We start from the raw sequence: 16,272 nt of genomic DNA, 5'->3' as shown, positions 1-16,272 counted from the left end.
CCTCCACGGGTTTTGGGCTGTGGGTGGACCCGTTCGACCGGCTCGGCCGCACGGCGGCGCTGGGGTTGACCCCGCCGCCGCGCCGGCGGCCCGCGCGCCGGGGGGGGCCGCGCGCCGCGGCGGTGCGGGGCGACCACGGGGCGCCGGGGGCGCTGGTCGTCGTCTCCTGCGGGCGAGCGGCGGGCCCGGGGCGGGCCCGGCCGCCCGCGGGGGAGGCCCGGAACGGTACGGGCGGGCGGAGCGTTGTCCCGCGGGGAGGCGCGGTGCCGGCCGGTCCGGGGCGCGGCGCCGTCCGTCATGGACGCCACGAGGGGCGTGAATTGGCACTCCGCTTGACCGAGTGCTAATCGCGGTCATAGTCTCAGTGCTGGCACTCCCCACTGGAGAGTGCCAGCAGTACTGTGCGACCGGCAGGTCCGGCACCCGCGACGACGGGCCCATCTGGTCGCCACCCAAAGACTGTTAACCCCGTGAGATCTCCGAAGGGGGAGACCGGATCGTGTCGACCAGCACCAAGGTTGCGATCAAGCCGCTCGAGGACCGCATTGTGGTCCAGCCGCTCGATGCCGAGCAGACCACGGCCTCCGGCCTGGTCATCCCGGACACCGCCAAGGAGAAGCCCCAGGAGGGCGTCGTCCTGGCCGTGGGCCCGGGCCGCTTCGAGAACGGCGAGCGTCTTCCGCTCGACGTCAAGACCGGCGATGTCGTTCTGTACAGCAAGTACGGCGGCACCGAGGTGAAGTACAACGGCGAGGAGTACCTCGTCCTCTCGGCCCGCGACGTGCTCGCGATCATCGAGAAGTAGTTCACCCGACGTTTGCTTCTGTTCTGCGCCCCTGGCCCCCTGCGAAATAACTAGCCGGGCGGCGAGGGGCGCAGTTCGTGTTTTTGAGAGGACAGTTCAGCTCCATGGCGAAGATCCTGAAGTTCGACGAGGACGCCCGTCGCGCCCTCGAGCGCGGCGTCAACAAGCTTGCCGACACGGTGAAGGTGACGATCGGCCCCAAGGGCCGCAACGTCGTCATCGACAAGAAGTTCGGTGCGCCCACCATCACCAACGACGGTGTCACCATCGCGCGCGAGGTCGAGCTGGACGACCCGTACGAGAACCTCGGTGCCCAGCTGGTGAAGGAGGTGGCGACCAAGACCAACGACGTAGCGGGTGACGGTACGACCACCGCCACCGTCCTCGCCCAGGCGCTCGTCCGCGAGGGCCTGCGCAACGTGGCCGCCGGCGCGTCCCCGGCCGCCCTGAAGAAGGGCATCGACGCCGCGGTCAAGGCCGTGTCCGAGGAGCTCCTCGCGACCGCCCGCCCGATCGACGACAAGTCCGACATCGCCGCCGTGGCCGCGCTCTCCGCGCAGGACAGCCAGGTCGGCGACCTCATCGCGGACGCGATGGACAAGGTCGGCAAGGACGGTGTCATCACCGTCGAGGAGTCCAACACCTTCGGTCTGGACCTCGAGTTCACCGAGGGCATGGCCTTCGACAAGGGCTACCTGTCCCCGTACATGGTGACCGACCAGGAGCGTATGGAGGCCGTCCTCGACGACCCGTACATCCTGATCCACCAGGGCAAGATCGGCTCGATCCAGGAGCTGCTGCCGCTCCTGGAGAAGGTCATCCAGGCCGGTGCCTCCAAGCCGCTGCTGATCATCGCCGAGGACGTCGAGGGCGAGGCCCTGTCGACCCTGGTCGTCAACAAGATCCGTGGCACCTTCAACGCCGTCGCGGTGAAGGCCCCGGGCTTCGGTGACCGCCGCAAGGCCATGCTCGGCGACATCGCCACCCTCACCGGTGCGACCGTCATCGCCGAGGAGGTCGGCCTCAAGCTCGACCAGGCCGGTCTGGACGTGCTGGGCACCGCCCGCCGCGTGACCGTCTCCAAGGACGACACCACCATCGTCGACGGTGGCGGCAAGTCCGACGAGGTCACCGGCCGCGTCAACCAGATCAAGGCCGAGATCGAGTCCACGGACTCGGACTGGGACCGCGAGAAGCTCCAGGAGCGCCTGGCGAAGCTGGCCGGCGGGGTCTGCGTGATCCGCGTCGGTGCGGCCACCGAGGTGGAGCTCAAGGAGAAGAAGCACCGTCTGGAGGACGCCATCTCCGCGACCCGCGCCGCGGTCGAGGAGGGCATCGTCTCCGGTGGTGGCTCCGCTCTGGTCCACGCCGTCAAGGTCCTCGAGGGCAACCTCGACAAGACCGGCGACGAGGCCACCGGTGTCGCGGTCGTGCGCCGCGCCGCCGTCGAGCCGCTCCGCTGGATCGCGGAGAACGCGGGCCTCGAGGGCTACGTCATCACCTCGAAGGTCGCCGAGCTCGACAAGGGCCAGGGCTTCAACGCCGCGACCGGCGAGTACGGCGACCTGGTCAAGGCCGGCGTCATCGACCCGGTCAAGGTCACCCGCTCCGCCCTGGAGAACGCCGCGTCCATCGCGTCGCTGCTGCTCACGACCGAGACCCTGGTCGTCGAGAAGCCGGCCGAGGAAGAGGCCGAGGCCGGTCACGGCCACGGTCACTCGCACTAGCGCGTAGCCGTCCCGCGCAAGCGGTGAGGCCCGGTACCCCCTCGCGGGGTACCGGGCCTCTTGCGTGTCCGGGCGTCGCTACGCGGTCCGCGACAGCGCGTCCCCGTGGACCGGGTCCGCGAACGGACGGCCGGAGGCGAACCTTTCCAGCTCGTCCAGGGCCTGGTCCGCCATCCGGTGCAGCTCGTTGCCGAGCGAGCCGGCGATGTGCGGGGTCAGCAGCACGTTCGGCAGGTCGTAGAGCGGTGAGGTCTTCGGCGGCAGGTCGGGGGCCGTCACATCCAGGACGGCGTGCAGCCGCCCCCGTACCAGCTCCGTCACCAGCGCGGGCTCGTCGATGAGTGAACCGCGTGCGGTGTTGATCAGGGTCGAGCCGTCCGGCATGGCCGCCAGCTGGGCGGCGCCGATCAGCCGGCGGGTGGCCGGGAGCTCCGGCGCGTGGACGGAGACGATCCCGCTGCGGGCGCAGAGCTCGTCGAGGGGGACCTGCTCCACGCCGAGCCGGGTGGCCGCGGCCGGTTCCAGGTACGGGTCGTACAGCAGGACCTCGAAGTCGAACGGCCGCAGCAGCTCGATGACGCGGCGTCCGGTCCGGGACGCGCCGACGATGCCCACCGTGCGGCCGTGGTTGCCCCAGCCGTCGAGCTCCTCGCGCCAGTCGTGTGCCGCCCGCAGCTCCCGGTAGCGGCGGGCGCTGCCCAGCACGTTCTTGCCCGCGAAGAGGATCGCGGCCAGCGTGTACTCGGCCACCGGCCGGGCGTTCGCGGCGGCCACCGAGGTGACCTGGATGCCCCGCTCCCAGCACGCGTCGGTGATGTGGTGCTTGACGCTGCCGGCGGCGTGGACGACCGCGCGCAGCCGGGGCGCGGCCGCCAGGACCTCCTCGGTGAGCCGGGGCGCGCCCCAGCAGGTGAGCAGGACCTCGGCCTCGGCCAGCGCGGCGGCGACCTGTGGGGAGGCGTCGGGCAGCTGGTGGGCGACGAGATCCGGATCGATGCGGACGAGGCCGGTCAGCCGGTCCCGCTGACCGGGCGTGAGCAGCCGTTCGACGATGCCGGACCCCATCGCCAGGAGCGCGGCGGGCCGGGTGTCAGTGGTGTGGTGCATGGTGGAACTCGGGCTCCTCGGGTGTCACTTGACGCTGCCGGCGGTGAGACCGGCCTTCCAGTGACGTTGCAGGGTGATGAAGGCGATGATCAGCGGAGCGACGGCGAGGAGGGATCCGGTGACGACCATCGGATAGAAGGTGGGGTCGGCGTTGGCGGTGCTGTGCCAGTTGTAGAGGCCGAGGCTCAGCGGGTAGAGCTTCTTGTCCGAGAGCATGACCAGGGGGAGGAAGAAGTTGTTCCAGATCGCGGTGAACTGGAAGAGGAACACGGTCACGAACCCCGGCATGACCATGCGCAGACCCACCGACCAGAAGGTGCGCATCTCGCCCGCCCCGTCGATCCGGGCGGCCTCCAGGACCTCGTCCGGTATGTAGCCCGCGCTGAAGATCCGGGCGAGGTAGACACCGAAGGGGTTGACCAGGGACGGGATCAGCACCGCCCAGTAGGTGTTGACGGTCCCGGTCTTCACGGCCAGCAGGTAGAGCGGCAGGGAGAGCGCGGTCGAGGGCAGCAGCACGCCCAGCAGGACGAGCGCGAACAGCTTCTCCTTCCCGCGGAAGCGGTACTTGTCGAAGGCGTACCCCGCGGCGACGCTGATCAGCGAGCAGCCGAGCGCCCCGACCCCCGCGTACAGCAGGGAGTTGCCGTACCAGCGGAAGTAGACGCCGTCCTGGTAGGTGGACAGGGCGGAGAGGTTGCCGCCGAGGTTGAAGCCCTCGAAGGAGAAGACGTCACCGCCCAGCAGGTTCCCGGCGTCCTTGGTGGCCGCGGTGACCAGCCAGATCAGCGGGAACAGCGTGTACACGGCGGCGATGACCAGCACGCCGTTGACCGCGCTCTTCGACAGCCAGCGGCTGGACCGGGCCCCGCCCGCGGCGACGGGGGTACGGCCCTCGGCGCGGGCGGGGGTACGGGTCGGGGCGACCGGATCGATCGTGACGGGGGAGGTCATGCCCGTGCCTCCTTGCGGTTGTTGGTGAAGCGGGTGACGACGAAGGAGAGGACGGCGGCGACGAGGGCGATGAGCACGGAGGCCGCCGCGGCGAGGCCGTAGTCGTTGCGCTCGAACGCGGCGCTGTAGGCGTACATGTTCGGGGTCCAGGTGCTGGTGACGGCCGAGCCGGAGCCCCGGTTGAGGATCAGCGGCTCGGTGAACAGCTGGAGCGAGCCGATGATCGTGAAGAGGAGCACCATCACCAGCGAGGAGCGGATCAGCGGGAGCTTGATGGAGAAGGCGATCCGCCAGTTCCCCGCGCCGTCCACGGTCGCCGCCTCCAGCAGGGAGCGGTCGACGGCCTGCAGCGCGGCATAGAAGATCACCACGTTGTAGCCGAGCCACTCCCACAGCGCGATGTTGACGATGGAGGGCAGCGTGCCCTGGGACGAGAAGAAGTCGAAGCCGATGCCGCCCGACTCCATCGCCTTGACGACGGGGCTGAGCTGCGGCGTGTACAGGTAGATCCAGATCAGCGCGGCGATCAGCCCGGGGATGGCGTGCGGCAGGAAGAACGCCAGCTGGAAGAAGCGCCGGGCGCGGGCCAGCGCGGTGTCCAGCAGCAGCGCCAGCACGATCGCACCGCCGGCCATCAGCGGGATGTAGAAGGCGCAGTAGCCCAGGAGCACCCAGAAGCCGTCGCGGAACGCCTGGTCCCCGAGGGCGGAGGCGTAGTTGCCGAGCCCGTCGAAGACCGTACGGGGGCCGTCGAAGCCGAGCCCGGACTGCTTCTCGGTGAACAGGCTCAGCCAGAGCGCGTAACAGACCGGGATGATCATCGCGGCGGTGAACAGGACGAAGAACGGCGTGAGGAAGGTACCGGCCGCGATCCGGGTACGGGCCTTCGCGCTCAGCCCCGGGCGGGTACCGGATGTGGGAGGCGTGCTCATGAGGGCTCCTCGACCTTCAGGCCGCGCTTCTTGAGATCGGCGACAGTGGCGTCATGGGCGGTCCTGATCGCATGCGGCAGGGTGGAGCTGCCGCCGACGACCTCACCGAGTTCGTCGCCGAGTGCGGAGTTGGTGGCGCCGGGGCTGGGGCCCCACACCCAGTCGGGCCCGATCGAGGCACCCGCCTCGGTGAACAGGCCGTACAGGTCCTGGCCCCCGTAGAAGCTGGTGTCGAAGGCCTTGCGGGCGATCGGCACCATGGCCGGGGACGCGGGCAGCGCGCTCGACGTGCTCGCGCCGATCCGGGCCTTGATGGCGTCCTCGTGGGTGGACATCCACAGCGCGAACTCGACGGCGGCCGCCGCCTTGTGGCTGTTCTTGCTCACCGCGAAGGTGGAGCCGCCGATCATCCCGCTAGCGGGCTTGTCCGCCTCCCAGCTGGGCAGCGGCAGGGCCGCCCACTTGCCCTTCTCCTCGGGGACGATGCCCGCGAGCACGCCGGCGCTCCAGGAGGCGCCGAGGTAGCCGACCGTGTTGCCCTGCTTCAGGGAGCTGGTCCATTCAGGGCTGAACGAGGAGGCGGTGCTCACCAGGCCGTCGTCGATGAGCCCCTGCCAGTACGCGGCGGTCCGCTTCGACGCGGGGTCGGTGGTGTCGATCTTCCAGGCGTCCTTGCCGGCGCTGAACCACTGGGCGCCGGCCTGCCAGGCCATCGCCTGGAGGAACGTCGGGTCGTCCGGGAAGAACGTGGCGATCCTGGTCTTCGGCGAGGCCTTCTTGACGTCGGCGGCGGCGGTCCGGAAGTCGTCCCAGGTCTTCGGCAGCGCGATGTGGTGCTCGGTGAAGAAGTCCTTGCGGTAGTAGAAGACCTGGGGCGCGGCGTCGAACGGCACCGCCCAGTTCTTGCCGCCGAGCGTCGTCATCTCGATGGTCTGCGGCAGGAACTTCTTCTTGATGTCCTCGGTGAGGTAGCCGCTGATGTCCTGCAGCGAGCCCTGGCTGACGAACGCGGAGAGCTGCGGGTACTCGATCGAGAGCAGGTCGGGGGCGATGCCCGCCTTCACCGCGTTGGCGATCTTCGGATAGCCGCCGAGACCGCCGGACGGTATCTCCTCGAACTTGACCTTGATCGTGTCGTGGGTCGCGTTGAACGCATCCACGACCTCCTGCGAGCCCTTGGTCCATGCCCAGAAGGAGACGGTCACGGGGTGCTCGGCGGTGCCACGGGCGGGGGAGTCGTCGGCGCTGCCGCACGCCGTCAGGACGGCGAGGGCGGTGGCAGCGCCGACCAGTGCATGGATGGGACGGGACCAACTGCGGCTCACGGGAACAGCTCCTGTACGTGCGGGAACAGGCATTCGCCGTGATGTTTCGATCTGTGGTGAGCGAAGTCAAGAGCGAAAGATTGAATGATCGAAAAATGATCGAACGAGGAGCTGATCAATGGGTTGAATTGCCGCGAACGGGACGTGCGGTGGGTACCTTCTGCGGGGCTACGGGCTACGGGCTACGGCTGCCGGCTACGTGCTGCCGGGCCGCCCGGGTCAGGTGCCGGACGGTTCGGGGTCCATCGGCCGGTTCGACGGCCGCGCGCACGAGTCCCGCACCCGCAGGGTCGGCAGCAGGGCGATGTGGCGCCTCGGCGCCAGCTCGGACGGGACCCCGTAGCGGTCTCCCGACAACCGCTCGACCAGCAGTTCCGCCGCGCTGCGCCCGACCTCCCGCTTGGGCGGCGCGACCGCGGTGAGCGGGGTGTCGGCCAGCGCCGCCACCTCGTCGTCGTACGTGACCAGTGACAGGTCGTCGGGCACCCGGACGCCGAGCTCGGCCAGCCGCCGCATCATCCGGATGGCGTCCTCGTCGTTGTGCATCAGGGCCGCGGTCGCCCGCCCGCGCCGCACCGCGTCCCGCAGCTGGAGCGCGGCCTGCTCGAACAGCACCGGATCGCGCTCGTCCGACGACGACTCGATCACCGGGCCCGGCGCGCGCAGCCCCAGCAGCGCCAGAGCCCGCGCGTACCCCGCCCGGACCGCCTGCGCCGTCGGGCTGTCCGCCCGCGCGACCAGCAACGCCGCGCCGTGGCCCAGCTCCAGCAGGTACCGGACGGCGAGCAGCACCCCGTGCGCGTGGTCCGAGCCGACCCGGTCGAAACCCTCCAGCGGCCCGCCCGGCACCCCGGTCCGCTCCACCAGGACCCGCTCCACCGGCAACTGGGCGAGCCAGCCGCTGTAGGCGGCCGGGTGGCCCGGCTCCGTCCAGCTCGGGGCCAGCAGCAGACCCTGCGCCCCGGCCGCGAGGAGTCCGGCGGCGTGCGCCGCGTCGTCCTCGGGGCGGTAGTCGGTGACCCGCAGGATCAGCCGGGCGCCGAGCCGGGCGGCGGCCTCGTGGGCGCCCCGGATCACCTCGGCGAAGTAGTAGACGGCGGCCGGGGCCAGCATCCCGATGACCGGGCCGCCGACCGCCGGGGTGCCGGCCGGCCCGCGTTCGGCGGGCCAGGAGACCGAACCGTGCACCCGGTCGAGCAGCCCCCGCGCCGCCAGTGCCTCGACATCGCGGCGTGCCGTCACCGGGGAGACGCCGAGCCGGTCCGCGAGGTCCGAGACCCGTGCGGTGCCCCGTTCGCGTACCAGGTTCAGCAGTCGGTCATGACGTTCAGCGGCACCTTCGCGCACGGTGGCAGCCCCTCAGGCGTTAGCGGATGATCGAACGATGTACTGTTCTGATCATTCGATCACAATCGGCCGGGGACGTCACGGTGCCGGGGGACCGGCAGTCAGCGGGGTCCGTACTTGCGGCCCGTCCTGGAGGTGACGCCCCCGAGCAGAGCGCGCGGAGTCACCTTCACCAGCCCCATGAGCGCCTTGTACCGGGGATCGGGGATCGAGACCGACTTGCCGCGCGCCAGGTCCGCCAGGGCCGAGGCCACCAGCTTGTCGGCGTCCAGCCACATCCAGCCCGGGATGTTGCCGGTGCCCATCCCGGCCCGCTGGTGGAACTCCGTCCGTACGAAGCCGGGGCAGAGCGCCATCAGCCGCACTCCCGAGCCCGCCATGTCCTTGGCCGCGCCCTGGGTGAACTGCACGACCCACGCCTTGGACGCCCCGTACGTACCGCGGGGCACGAAAGCCGCCACCGAGGCCACGTTGACGACTCCGCCCCTGCCGCGCTCCCGCATCCCGGCCGCGGCCGCCGAGGTCAGCCGCAGGACCGCCTCGCAGTGCACCTTCAGCATGGCCAGCTCGTCGGCCATGGGGACGTCCAGATAGCTGCCCTTGTTGCCGAACCCGGCGTTGTTGACCAGCAGGTCGACGGACTGCAGGCGGTCGCCCAGGCGGGCCTCGACCGCCGCGATCCCCTCGTCCGCCGACAGGTCGGCGGGCAGTACCTCGGCCTCGATGCCGTGCCGGTCGTGCAACTCGGTGGCCTGCTCGCGCAGCCGCTCGGTGTCGCGGGCCACCAGGACCAGGTTGTGCCCCTCGGCCGCGAGCCGCCGCGCGAACGCGGCCCCGATGCCCGCGGTGGCGCCCGTAATCAGTGCAGTCGTCATACGCGGCACGTTAGTGCCCCGCGCTGACCCCCTGACGCGCCGCCCGGCGCCCCGCGCTCACCGCTGCCGCGCCGCGTACTCCCGCGCCTGCCTCAGCGGGTCGGGGTGCAGCGCCTCCCCGGCCGGGAGCAGCAGCGGAAGAAGCTCCCGCCGGGTCGTCACGGCCCGGAACTGGAGCTCCACCGTGACGTCGTGGTCCGGCCGGTACACGATCTCCACCGGGTCACCGGCCCGGATCGCGCCGGGCGTGAGCACCCGCAGATACGCCCCGGGGGTGGCCGCCCGGGTGTAGCGCTTGACCCACTGCCGCTCGTCGAGGTGACCGGCGAACGTACGGCACGGGATGCGGCCCGAGGTGATCTCCAGGACCAGATCGGGGCCGACCCGCCAGCGCTCGCCGATCAGCGCGCCCCTGACGTCGATGCCGCCCGTGGTCAGGTTCTCGCCGAAGGCCCCGTTGGGCAGCGGGCGCCCCAGCGCCTCCTCCCAGCGGTCCAGCTCCTCGCGGGCGAAGGCGTACACCGCCTGGTTGGAGCCGCCGTGGAAGCGCAGGTCGCAGACCGCGTCCCCGGCCAGACCGCTGCCGCCGGTGCCCTCGGGGCCGGGGTCGGTGACCCGCACGGGACCGTCGACGGGACGCTTGTCGATCCCGGTCACCCCGCCGGGGGAGTCGGTGTACGGCACCGCCACGGGTCGGCCCGTGTTCACGGTCAGCACTCTCATCGCACTCATCCCCGCACGGTACCGACGGCCCTGAGCGGCTGCCGAAGGCATTTCGGCTCAAAGTCACACGCGAACAATTCGTACCTGACCCAAGAGTCGCTTATATTCGAAGGGTGATCGAAGCCCGTCATCTCCGCGTCCTGCGAGCCGTGTCCGCCACCGGCTCCTTCTCCGCCGCCGCCCGCGAGCTGGGCTGCACGCAGCCCGCGGTCAGCCAGCAGATGAAGGCCCTGGAGTCCTCCGCCGGGACCACGCTGCTCATCCGGACCGGACGCGAGATGCGGCTGACGCAGGCCGGCCAGGCGCTCGTACGGCACGCCTCGGGCATCCTCGCCGGGCTCACCGCCGCCGAGGAGGAGGTCGCCGCGATCGCCGGCCTGCGGGCCGGCCGGGTCCGGCTGGTGTCCTTCCCGAGCGGCAGCTCCACCCTGGTCCCCGGCGCCCTCGCGGCGCTGCGGGCCGCCCACCCCGGCACCCGGGTCTCCCTGGTCGAGGCCGAGCCGCCCCGCTCGGTGGAGATGCTGCGCGACGGGGACTGCGACATCGCGCTGGCCTTCCGCTACGGCACGCAGGGCGCCGAGTGGGACGACCTGGTGGTGCGCCCGCTGCTCACCGACCGCCTGATCGGCCTGCTGCCCGACGGCCACCACCTGGCGGGCCGGCCGGCGGTGAACATCGCCGAACTCGCCGGTGAACCGTGGATCGCGGGCTGCCCGCGCTGTCGCAGGCAGCTGGTGGAGGTCTGCGAGGAGTCCGGCTTCACCCCCCGGATCGACTTCGCCACCGATGACTACCCCGCCGTGATCGGCCTGGTCGGTGCCGGCCTCGGGGTGGCCGTGCTGCCGGCGCTGGCGATCGAGTCGGTACGCCCGAGGGGCGCCCTGACCGTCACCGTGGAGCCGGCCATCGAGCGCGAGATCGTCGCGCTGACCCTGCCCGACCTGGCGCAGGTCCCGGCGGTGGCCGCCACGCTGGACCAGCTGTCGCTGGCGGCCGCCCGCTGAGGGGTCGCGGGGCACGGGGCACGGGCCGCAGGGTGCGGCGCGTGCGGCGTGGGCGTTCGGATACGCCGAAGAAACGTTTCTGCCGCACTGGGGCCGTGCCGGTAGTCAGCCGTGTCCGGGCGGCGAGGCCGGTCCTGCGGGCGCTGTCGCGGCGATCAGCCGGTTGCGGGCCCGCCCCATGAGCTCCTCGCGTTCGTCCTCGGTCAGTCCGCCCCACACTCCGTAGGGCTCTCGTACCGCCAGTGCGTGGGCCGCGCACTCGGCGCGTACCGGGCACCGCATGCAGACCTCTTTCGCGGAGGTCTCGCGGGCGCTCCGGGCGGCGCCTCGTTCCCCCTCGGGGTGGAAGAACAGCGAGCTGTCGACCCCGCGGCAGGCCGCCAGCAGCTGCCAGTCCCACAGGTCGGCGTTGGGTCCGGGAAGGCGGGAGAAATCTGCCATTGCTTGTCCCCTCGAAACCATGCTGAGTCGGAAACGTCGTTGCTGTCCGTCTTTGACCGTGTTCATGACCGTACATCTACGGTGTTAGTAGATGTAAATATGACTGATTGCGAATCTAGTCACAGACACCATGAAAAGGAAAGAAAACCCGCTAAATGGTGCATAAGTTCCTGTGAAGGTTCGGTTGACGGCTGCACGACCCGTGGCGGCTCGCCTCCGTGTTCACGCCCTCACGTAGAGTGCCGAACCTTGTTCTCCGACCCGTAACTCTTTCGAGTGACCATCGTTGAGAGTGCGGAGGCGGTTGACACAGAAAGCGATCGGGCAGATGTCCGAGAGCGTCAACCGCACAGGTGACGACTTGTAACAGCCTGGAGGCTCAAGGTGACGCGCATCAGCTTCGGAGGGCGGTCATGACATCCGTCCTCGTCTGCGACGACTCCCCGCTTGCCCGAGAGGCGCTCCGTCGCGCGGTCGCGACCGTGCCCGGCGTCGAGCGTGTGACGACGGCGGCCAACGGCGAGGAAGTCCTCCGCCGCTGGGGTGCCGACCGTTCGGATCTGATTCTGATGGACGTACGCATGCCCGGTCTGGGAGGTGTGGAGACGGTCCGCCGGCTGCTCTCCGCCGACCCCGGGGCGAGGATCATCATGCTGACCGTCGCCGAGGACCTGGACGGGGTCGCGCTCGCGGTCGCCGCCGGGGCCCGCGGGTATCTGCACAAGGACGCCTCCCGGGCCGAGCTGCGGGCGACCGTCACCCAGGCGCTGGCCGATCCGACGTGGCGGCTGGCCCCGCGCCGGCTGCGGTCGGCCGAGATGGGCGCGGCGCCCACGCTCACGGCGCGTGAGATCCAGGTGCTCGAAGGGATGAGCCACGGCCGCTCCAACGCGGAGATCGGCCGTGAGCTGTTCCTCTCCGAGGACACGGTGAAGACGCACGCCAGGCGTCTGTTCAAGAAGCTCGGAGCCTCGGACCGGGCGCACGCCGTCGCGCTCGGCTTCCGCTGGGGCCTGGTCCGCTGAGGACCGGGCACGGCCGGCAGTCGATCCATTCCCCGTCCGCACACCGGCGGACGGGGCGGCCCGGGGCCCGGCGGTTTCCCGCCCGCGGAGTCCGCCGCCCCCGCGGTATGTGACGCTTCCCGGCCGATGCCGCATCCTTGAGATGTGGAGTTCCTCGGGAACGATTCGGTCGAGCGGAAGGGGAGGGCGCAGGACATGACTTCCGGCGCACCCGCTCATAACGCTTCGGTGCACAACTACGGACGCGGTGCCGCGGATGACGCGGCACCGGGGCACCATGGTCCGATGCGCGACGACGGAACGACGGTGATCGGTGCTCTGGTGCACCGCGCCGTCGAGGGCGACGCGCAGGCCACCCATGACCTGCTGGCCCACGTCCACCCCCTCGCGCTGCGCTACTGCAGGTCCCGGCTGAACCGTCTGCCCGGTGATGCCCGCCACTTCGTGGAGGACCTGGCGCAGGAGGTCTGCGTCGCCGTGCTGATGGCGCTGCCTCGGTACAAGGACACCGGCAGACCCTTCGAAGCCTTCGTCTTCGCCATCGCCGGCCACAAAGTGGCCGATCTCCAGCGGGCCGCGATGCGGCACCCCGGATCGACCGCGGTGCCCTCCGACGAGATGCCCGAGCGGCCGGACGATTCGCTCGGGCCCGAGGAGCGGGCGCTGCTCAGCAGCGACGCGGCCTGGGCCAAGAGGCTCCTCGCCAACCTCCCGGAGAACCAGCGCGAGCTGCTCGTCCTGCGCGTCGCGGTCGGGCTGACCGCCGAGGAGACCGGGCAGCTGCTGGGCATGTCGCCGGGCGCGGTCCGGGTCGCCCAGCACCGTGCGCTGAGCCGGCTGCGGGCCCTCGCCGAGCAGTGAGCCGGAGCCCGTCGCGGCTCCCGTAGGAAGGTACAGAACCTCCGGGTGATCTTGCTCGTGGAATGAGACACGCACGGAGGCCGTTAGCATGGACATCCGCACCGATCAAGGCCATTTGGGGAAGGTGTCATGACTGCAAACGTCGACGGAGTGCCCGAGAAATTCGCGACGCTCGGGCTGACATACGACGACGTGCTGCTGCTGCCGGGCGCATCTGACGTGCTGCCCAACGCGGTCGACACCTCGTCGCTCATCTCGCGGAACGTACGCGTGAACATCCCGCTGCTGTCCGCCGCGATGGACAAGGTGACCGAGGCCCGCATGGCGATCGCCATGGCCCGCCAGGGCGGCGTCGGTGTGCTGCACCGCAATCTCTCGGTCGAGGACCAGGTCAACCAGGTGGACCTGGTGAAGCGGTCCGAGTCCGGCATGGTCACCGACCCGATCACGGTCAGCCCGGACGCCACGCTCGGCGAGGCCGACGCGCTGTGCGCCAAGTTCCGCATCAGCGGCGTCCCGGTCACCGACCCGGCGGGCAAGCTGCTCGGCATCGTCACCAACCGCGACATGGCCTTCGAGTCGGACCGCTCGCGCCAGGTGCGCGAGGTCATGACGCCGATGCCGCTGGTCACCGGCCGGGTCGGCATCTCCGGCGTGGACGCCATGGAGCTGCTGCGCCGCCACAAGATCGAGAAGCTTCCGCTGGTCGACGAGTCGGGCATCCTCAAGGGCCTCATCACGGTCAAGGACTTCAAGAAGGCCGAGCAGTACCCGAACGCGGCCAAGGACGCCGAGGGCCGGCTGCTCGTCGGAGCGGCCGTCGGCGCCAGCCCGGAGGCGCTGGACCGCGCCCAGGCGCTGGCCGGGGCCGGTGTCGACTTCCTCATCGTCGACACCTCGCACGGTCACAACAGCAACGCCCTCAACTGGATGGCGAAGATCAAGTCGGCCGTCGGCGTGGACGTCATCGGCGGCAACGTCGCGACCCGCGACGGCGCCCAGGCCCTGGTCGACGCCGGTGTGGACGGCGTCAAGGTGGGCGTCGGACCCGGTTCGATCTGCACCACCCGGGTGGTCGCGGGTATCGGCGTCCCGCAGGTCACCGCGATCTACGAGGCCGCGCTGGCGGCCCGCGCCGCGGGTGTCCCGGTCATCGGTGACGGCGGCCTGCAGTACTCCGGCGACATCGGCAAGGCGCTGGTGGCCGGCGCCGACGCGGTGATGCTCGGCTCGCTGCTCGCGGGCTGCGAGGAGTCCCCGGGCGAGCTGCAGTTCATCAACGGCAAGCAGTTCAAGTCGTACCGCGGCATGGGTTCGCTCGGCGCGATGCAGTCCCGCGGCCAGGGCCGCTCGTACTCGAAGGACCGGTACTTCCAGGCCGAGGTGTCCTCGGACGACAAGCTCGTCCCCGAGGGCATCGAGGGCCAGGTGCCCTACCGGGGCCCGCTGGCCAACGTCCTGCACCAGCTCGTCGGCGGTCTCCGCCAGACGATGGGCTACGTGGGCGCGGCCTCAGTCGACGAGATGGAGTCCAAGGGCCGCTTCGTCCGGATCACCTCGGCGGGTCTCAAGGAGAGCCACCCGCACGACATCCAGATGACGGTCGAGGCACCGAACTACAGCAGGAAGTAGTACGACAACGCAGATGAGGGGCGGTCCGGGGTTCCCGGGACCGCCCCTCATCCGTGTGTCGGGGATACTGGACACGCAGACGTAGAGGGAAAGGCCACACATCGTGACTGAGATCGAGATCGGGCGCGGCAAGCGCGGCCGCCGGGCATACGCATTCGACGACATCGCCGTCGTCCCGAGCCGCCGGACCCGCGACCCGAAGGAGGTCTCGATCGCCTGGCAGATCGACGCCTACCGCTTCGAGCTGCCGTTCCTGGCCGCTCCCATGGACTCCGTGGTCTCCCCGCAGCACGCCATCCGGATCGGCGAGCTCGGCGGCCTGGGCGTGCTGAACCTGGAAGGCCTGTGGACCCGGCACGCCGACCCGCAGCCGCTGCTCGACGAGATCGCCGAGATGCCGGTCGAGTCCGCGACCCGCCGGCTCCAGGAGATCTACGCCGCCCCCATCCAGGAGGAGCTGATCGGGCAGCGCATCAAGGAGGTGCGCGACTCCGGTGTCGTCACCGCCGCCGCGCTCTCCCCGCAGCGCACCGCCCAGTTCTCCAAGGCCGTCGTCGACGCGGGTGTGGACATCTTCGTCATCCGCGGTACGACGGTCTCCGCCGAGCACGTCTCGGGCGCGGCCGAGCCGCTGAACCTGAAGCAGTTCATCTACGAGCTGGACGTCCCGGTGATCGTCGGCGGCTGCGCCACGTACACCGCCGCCCTGCACCTGATGCGCACCGGCGCGGCCGGTGTCCTCGTCGGCTTCGGCGGCGGCGCCGCGCACACCACGCGCAACGTCTTCGGCATCCAGGTCCCGATGGCGACCGCCGTCGCGGACGTGGCCGGTGCCCGCCGTGACTACATGGACGAGTCCGGCGGCCGGTACGTGCACGTGATCGCGGACGGCGGCGTCGGCTGGTCCGGCGACCTGCCGAAGGCCATCGCCTGCGGTGCGGACGCCGTGATGATGGGCTCCCCGCTGGCCCGCGCGACGGACGCGCCCGGTCGCGGCCGGCACTGGGGCATGGAGGCCGTCCACGAGGACGTGCCGCGCGGCAAGCTGGTCGACCTCGGCTCGGTCGGGACGACGGAGGAGGTCCTCACCGGTCCTTCGCACACCCCCGACGGCTCGATGAACATCTTCGGCGCGCTGCGCCGGGCGATGGCGACCACGGGCTACAGCGACCTCAAGGAGTTCCAGCGCGTCGAGGTCACGGTGGCGGACTCGCAGCACCGCCGCTGAGCGTGTCCCGCATGACTGACGCCCCGGGCCGAGGCCGCTGATCGTTGCTTCGGGTCCGGCCTTTTCGCCCCGCCGAGTTGTTCGGCGGGGCGAAGTGCTGTGCAGTCCAGGTCAATGCGGTTCCTCGAATCACCTCCTGACGGATGCTCATGTTCTCCTCAACTCGGGAGAATGTGTTGCTGACGGAGGGTTACAGCCCTTTCCGGTGACACCCCGGGGAGCTCTATGAGGTGTCACTTCGAGCGCTTGAGGGTTCTCAAGCGCTGGACCAAGTGAAATCGGGGAA

Annotated in this window: 15 protein-coding genes; 7 read left to right on the top strand and 8 right to left on the bottom strand. The window is 70.5% G+C overall.

Annotation, left to right across the window (positions count from 1 at the left end):
• Nucleotides 1-496: 496 nt before the first annotated feature.
• Both groES and groL read left to right on the top strand, forming a co-directional pair.
• Entirely contained in the window at nucleotides 497-805 is a 309-nt protein-coding gene (groES, locus tag ACGFU6_RS14385) for a co-chaperone GroES (RefSeq protein WP_024490209.1), read from the top strand.
• A 104-nt stretch (nucleotides 806-909) separates the two neighbouring features.
• Nucleotides 910-2,532 carry a chaperonin GroEL gene (gene groL, locus ACGFU6_RS14380; protein WP_123524142.1) on the top strand — a complete coding sequence of 541 codons (1,623 nt, stop codon included), beginning with the start codon at nucleotides 910-912 and terminating at the stop codon, nucleotides 2,530-2,532.
• Between the two features lie 78 nt (nucleotides 2,533-2,610).
• Here groL and ACGFU6_RS14375 read toward each other — a convergent pair whose 3' ends face one another.
• The 7 genes from ACGFU6_RS14375 to ACGFU6_RS14345 form a co-directional block, all read right to left on the bottom strand.
• Nucleotides 2,611-3,639: a hydroxyacid dehydrogenase gene (locus ACGFU6_RS14375; RefSeq protein WP_393610787.1), complete on the bottom strand. Its 1,029-nt coding sequence runs from the start codon at nucleotides 3,637-3,639 to the stop codon at nucleotides 2,611-2,613.
• Between the two features lie 24 nt (nucleotides 3,640-3,663).
• The gene (locus ACGFU6_RS14370; protein WP_393610785.1) at nucleotides 3,664-4,593 is read right to left on the bottom strand and encodes a carbohydrate ABC transporter permease; all 930 of its coding nucleotides are present in this window, start codon (nucleotides 4,591-4,593) and stop codon (nucleotides 3,664-3,666) included.
• Nucleotides 4,590-5,525 carry a carbohydrate ABC transporter permease gene (locus tag ACGFU6_RS14365; RefSeq protein ID WP_393610783.1) on the bottom strand — a complete coding sequence of 312 codons (936 nt, stop codon included), beginning with the start codon at nucleotides 5,523-5,525 and terminating at the stop codon, nucleotides 4,590-4,592. Before ACGFU6_RS14365 ends, ACGFU6_RS14370 begins: the two co-directional genes overlap by 4 nt.
• Nucleotides 5,522-6,850: an ABC transporter substrate-binding protein gene (locus ACGFU6_RS14360; protein WP_393610782.1), complete on the bottom strand. Its 1,329-nt coding sequence runs from the start codon at nucleotides 6,848-6,850 to the stop codon at nucleotides 5,522-5,524. The genes ACGFU6_RS14365 and ACGFU6_RS14360 overlap by 4 nt, the downstream gene beginning before the upstream one ends.
• A gap of 219 nt (nucleotides 6,851-7,069) precedes the next feature.
• Nucleotides 7,070-8,197: a substrate-binding domain-containing protein gene (locus ACGFU6_RS14355; protein ID WP_393610780.1), complete on the bottom strand. Its 1,128-nt coding sequence runs from the start codon at nucleotides 8,195-8,197 to the stop codon at nucleotides 7,070-7,072.
• 101 nt (nucleotides 8,198-8,298) lie between these two features.
• Complete coding sequence (locus ACGFU6_RS14350; protein WP_393610778.1) at nucleotides 8,299-9,072, bottom strand: SDR family NAD(P)-dependent oxidoreductase; 774 nt, start codon at nucleotides 9,070-9,072, stop codon at nucleotides 8,299-8,301.
• A gap of 57 nt (nucleotides 9,073-9,129) precedes the next feature.
• Nucleotides 9,130-9,795: an MOSC domain-containing protein gene (locus tag ACGFU6_RS14345; protein WP_393610818.1), complete on the bottom strand. Its 666-nt coding sequence runs from the start codon at nucleotides 9,793-9,795 to the stop codon at nucleotides 9,130-9,132.
• Nucleotides 9,796-9,908: 113 nt separating this feature from the next.
• On the opposite strand from ACGFU6_RS14345, the gene ACGFU6_RS14340 reads away from it, so the two are divergent.
• The gene (locus tag ACGFU6_RS14340) at nucleotides 9,909-10,799 is read left to right on the top strand and encodes a LysR family transcriptional regulator (RefSeq protein WP_393610776.1); all 891 of its coding nucleotides are present in this window, start codon (nucleotides 9,909-9,911) and stop codon (nucleotides 10,797-10,799) included.
• 105 nt (nucleotides 10,800-10,904) lie between these two features.
• Here ACGFU6_RS14340 and ACGFU6_RS14335 read toward each other — a convergent pair whose 3' ends face one another.
• Nucleotides 10,905-11,240, bottom strand: a complete 336-nt coding sequence (locus ACGFU6_RS14335; protein ID WP_393610774.1) for a WhiB family transcriptional regulator — start codon at nucleotides 11,238-11,240, stop codon at nucleotides 10,905-10,907.
• Nucleotides 11,241-11,653: 413 nt separating this feature from the next.
• Here ACGFU6_RS14335 and ACGFU6_RS14330 point away from each other — a divergent pair, with 413 nt between their 5' ends.
• The 4 genes from ACGFU6_RS14330 to ACGFU6_RS14315 all read left to right on the top strand — a co-directional run bounded on the left by ACGFU6_RS14330 (nucleotide 11,654) and on the right by ACGFU6_RS14315 (nucleotide 15,986).
• Nucleotides 11,654-12,265, top strand: coding sequence for a response regulator transcription factor (locus ACGFU6_RS14330; protein WP_003948568.1), 612 nt, complete (start codon nucleotides 11,654-11,656; stop codon nucleotides 12,263-12,265).
• Nucleotides 12,266-12,550: 285 nt separating this feature from the next.
• On the top strand, nucleotides 12,551-13,126 hold the full coding sequence (locus ACGFU6_RS14325) for a sigma-70 family RNA polymerase sigma factor (protein ID WP_073732620.1): 576 nt from the start codon (nucleotides 12,551-12,553) through the stop codon (nucleotides 13,124-13,126).
• A gap of 129 nt (nucleotides 13,127-13,255) precedes the next feature.
• Nucleotides 13,256-14,758, top strand: coding sequence for an IMP dehydrogenase (guaB, locus tag ACGFU6_RS14320; protein ID WP_393610773.1), 1,503 nt, complete (start codon nucleotides 13,256-13,258; stop codon nucleotides 14,756-14,758).
• Between the two features lie 103 nt (nucleotides 14,759-14,861).
• A complete protein-coding gene (locus ACGFU6_RS14315; protein ID WP_003966886.1) occupies nucleotides 14,862-15,986 on the top strand; it encodes a GuaB3 family IMP dehydrogenase-related protein in 1,125 nt (374 codons plus the stop codon).
• Nucleotides 15,987-16,272 lie beyond the last annotated feature (286 nt).

The sequence above is a fragment of the Streptomyces sp. NPDC048462 genome (assembly GCF_043200175.1).
GTDB lineage: Bacteria > Actinomycetota > Actinomycetes > Streptomycetales > Streptomycetaceae > Streptomyces.
The sequence above is the reverse complement of the archived record's forward strand: the minus strand, read 5'-3'. Positions and strand labels throughout refer to the sequence as shown.

Excerpts from the sequence above, each read along its gene's own strand:
- ACGFU6_RS14370 (WP_393610785.1), bottom strand. The coding sequence starts at position 4,593 with ATGACCTCCCCCGTCACGATCGATCCGGTCGCCCCGACCCGTACCCCC.
- ACGFU6_RS14335 (WP_393610774.1), bottom strand. The coding sequence starts at position 11,240 with ATGGCAGATTTCTCCCGCCTTCCCGGACCCAACGCCGACCTGTGGGAC.
- ACGFU6_RS14365 (WP_393610783.1), bottom strand. The coding sequence starts at position 5,525 with ATGAGCACGCCTCCCACATCCGGTACCCGCCCGGGGCTGAGCGCGAAG.
- ACGFU6_RS14325 (WP_073732620.1), top strand. The coding sequence starts at position 12,551 with ATGCGCGACGACGGAACGACGGTGATCGGTGCTCTGGTGCACCGCGCC.
- ACGFU6_RS14330 (WP_003948568.1), top strand. The coding sequence starts at position 11,654 with ATGACATCCGTCCTCGTCTGCGACGACTCCCCGCTTGCCCGAGAGGCG.
- ACGFU6_RS14345 (WP_393610818.1), bottom strand. The coding sequence starts at position 9,795 with ATGAGAGTGCTGACCGTGAACACGGGCCGACCCGTGGCGGTGCCGTAC.
- ACGFU6_RS14350 (WP_393610778.1), bottom strand. The coding sequence starts at position 9,072 with ATGACGACTGCACTGATTACGGGCGCCACCGCGGGCATCGGGGCCGCG.
- groL (WP_123524142.1), top strand. The coding sequence starts at position 910 with ATGGCGAAGATCCTGAAGTTCGACGAGGACGCCCGTCGCGCCCTCGAG.
- guaB (WP_393610773.1), top strand. The coding sequence starts at position 13,256 with ATGACTGCAAACGTCGACGGAGTGCCCGAGAAATTCGCGACGCTCGGG.
- ACGFU6_RS14375 (WP_393610787.1), bottom strand. The coding sequence starts at position 3,639 with ATGCACCACACCACTGACACCCGGCCCGCCGCGCTCCTGGCGATGGGG.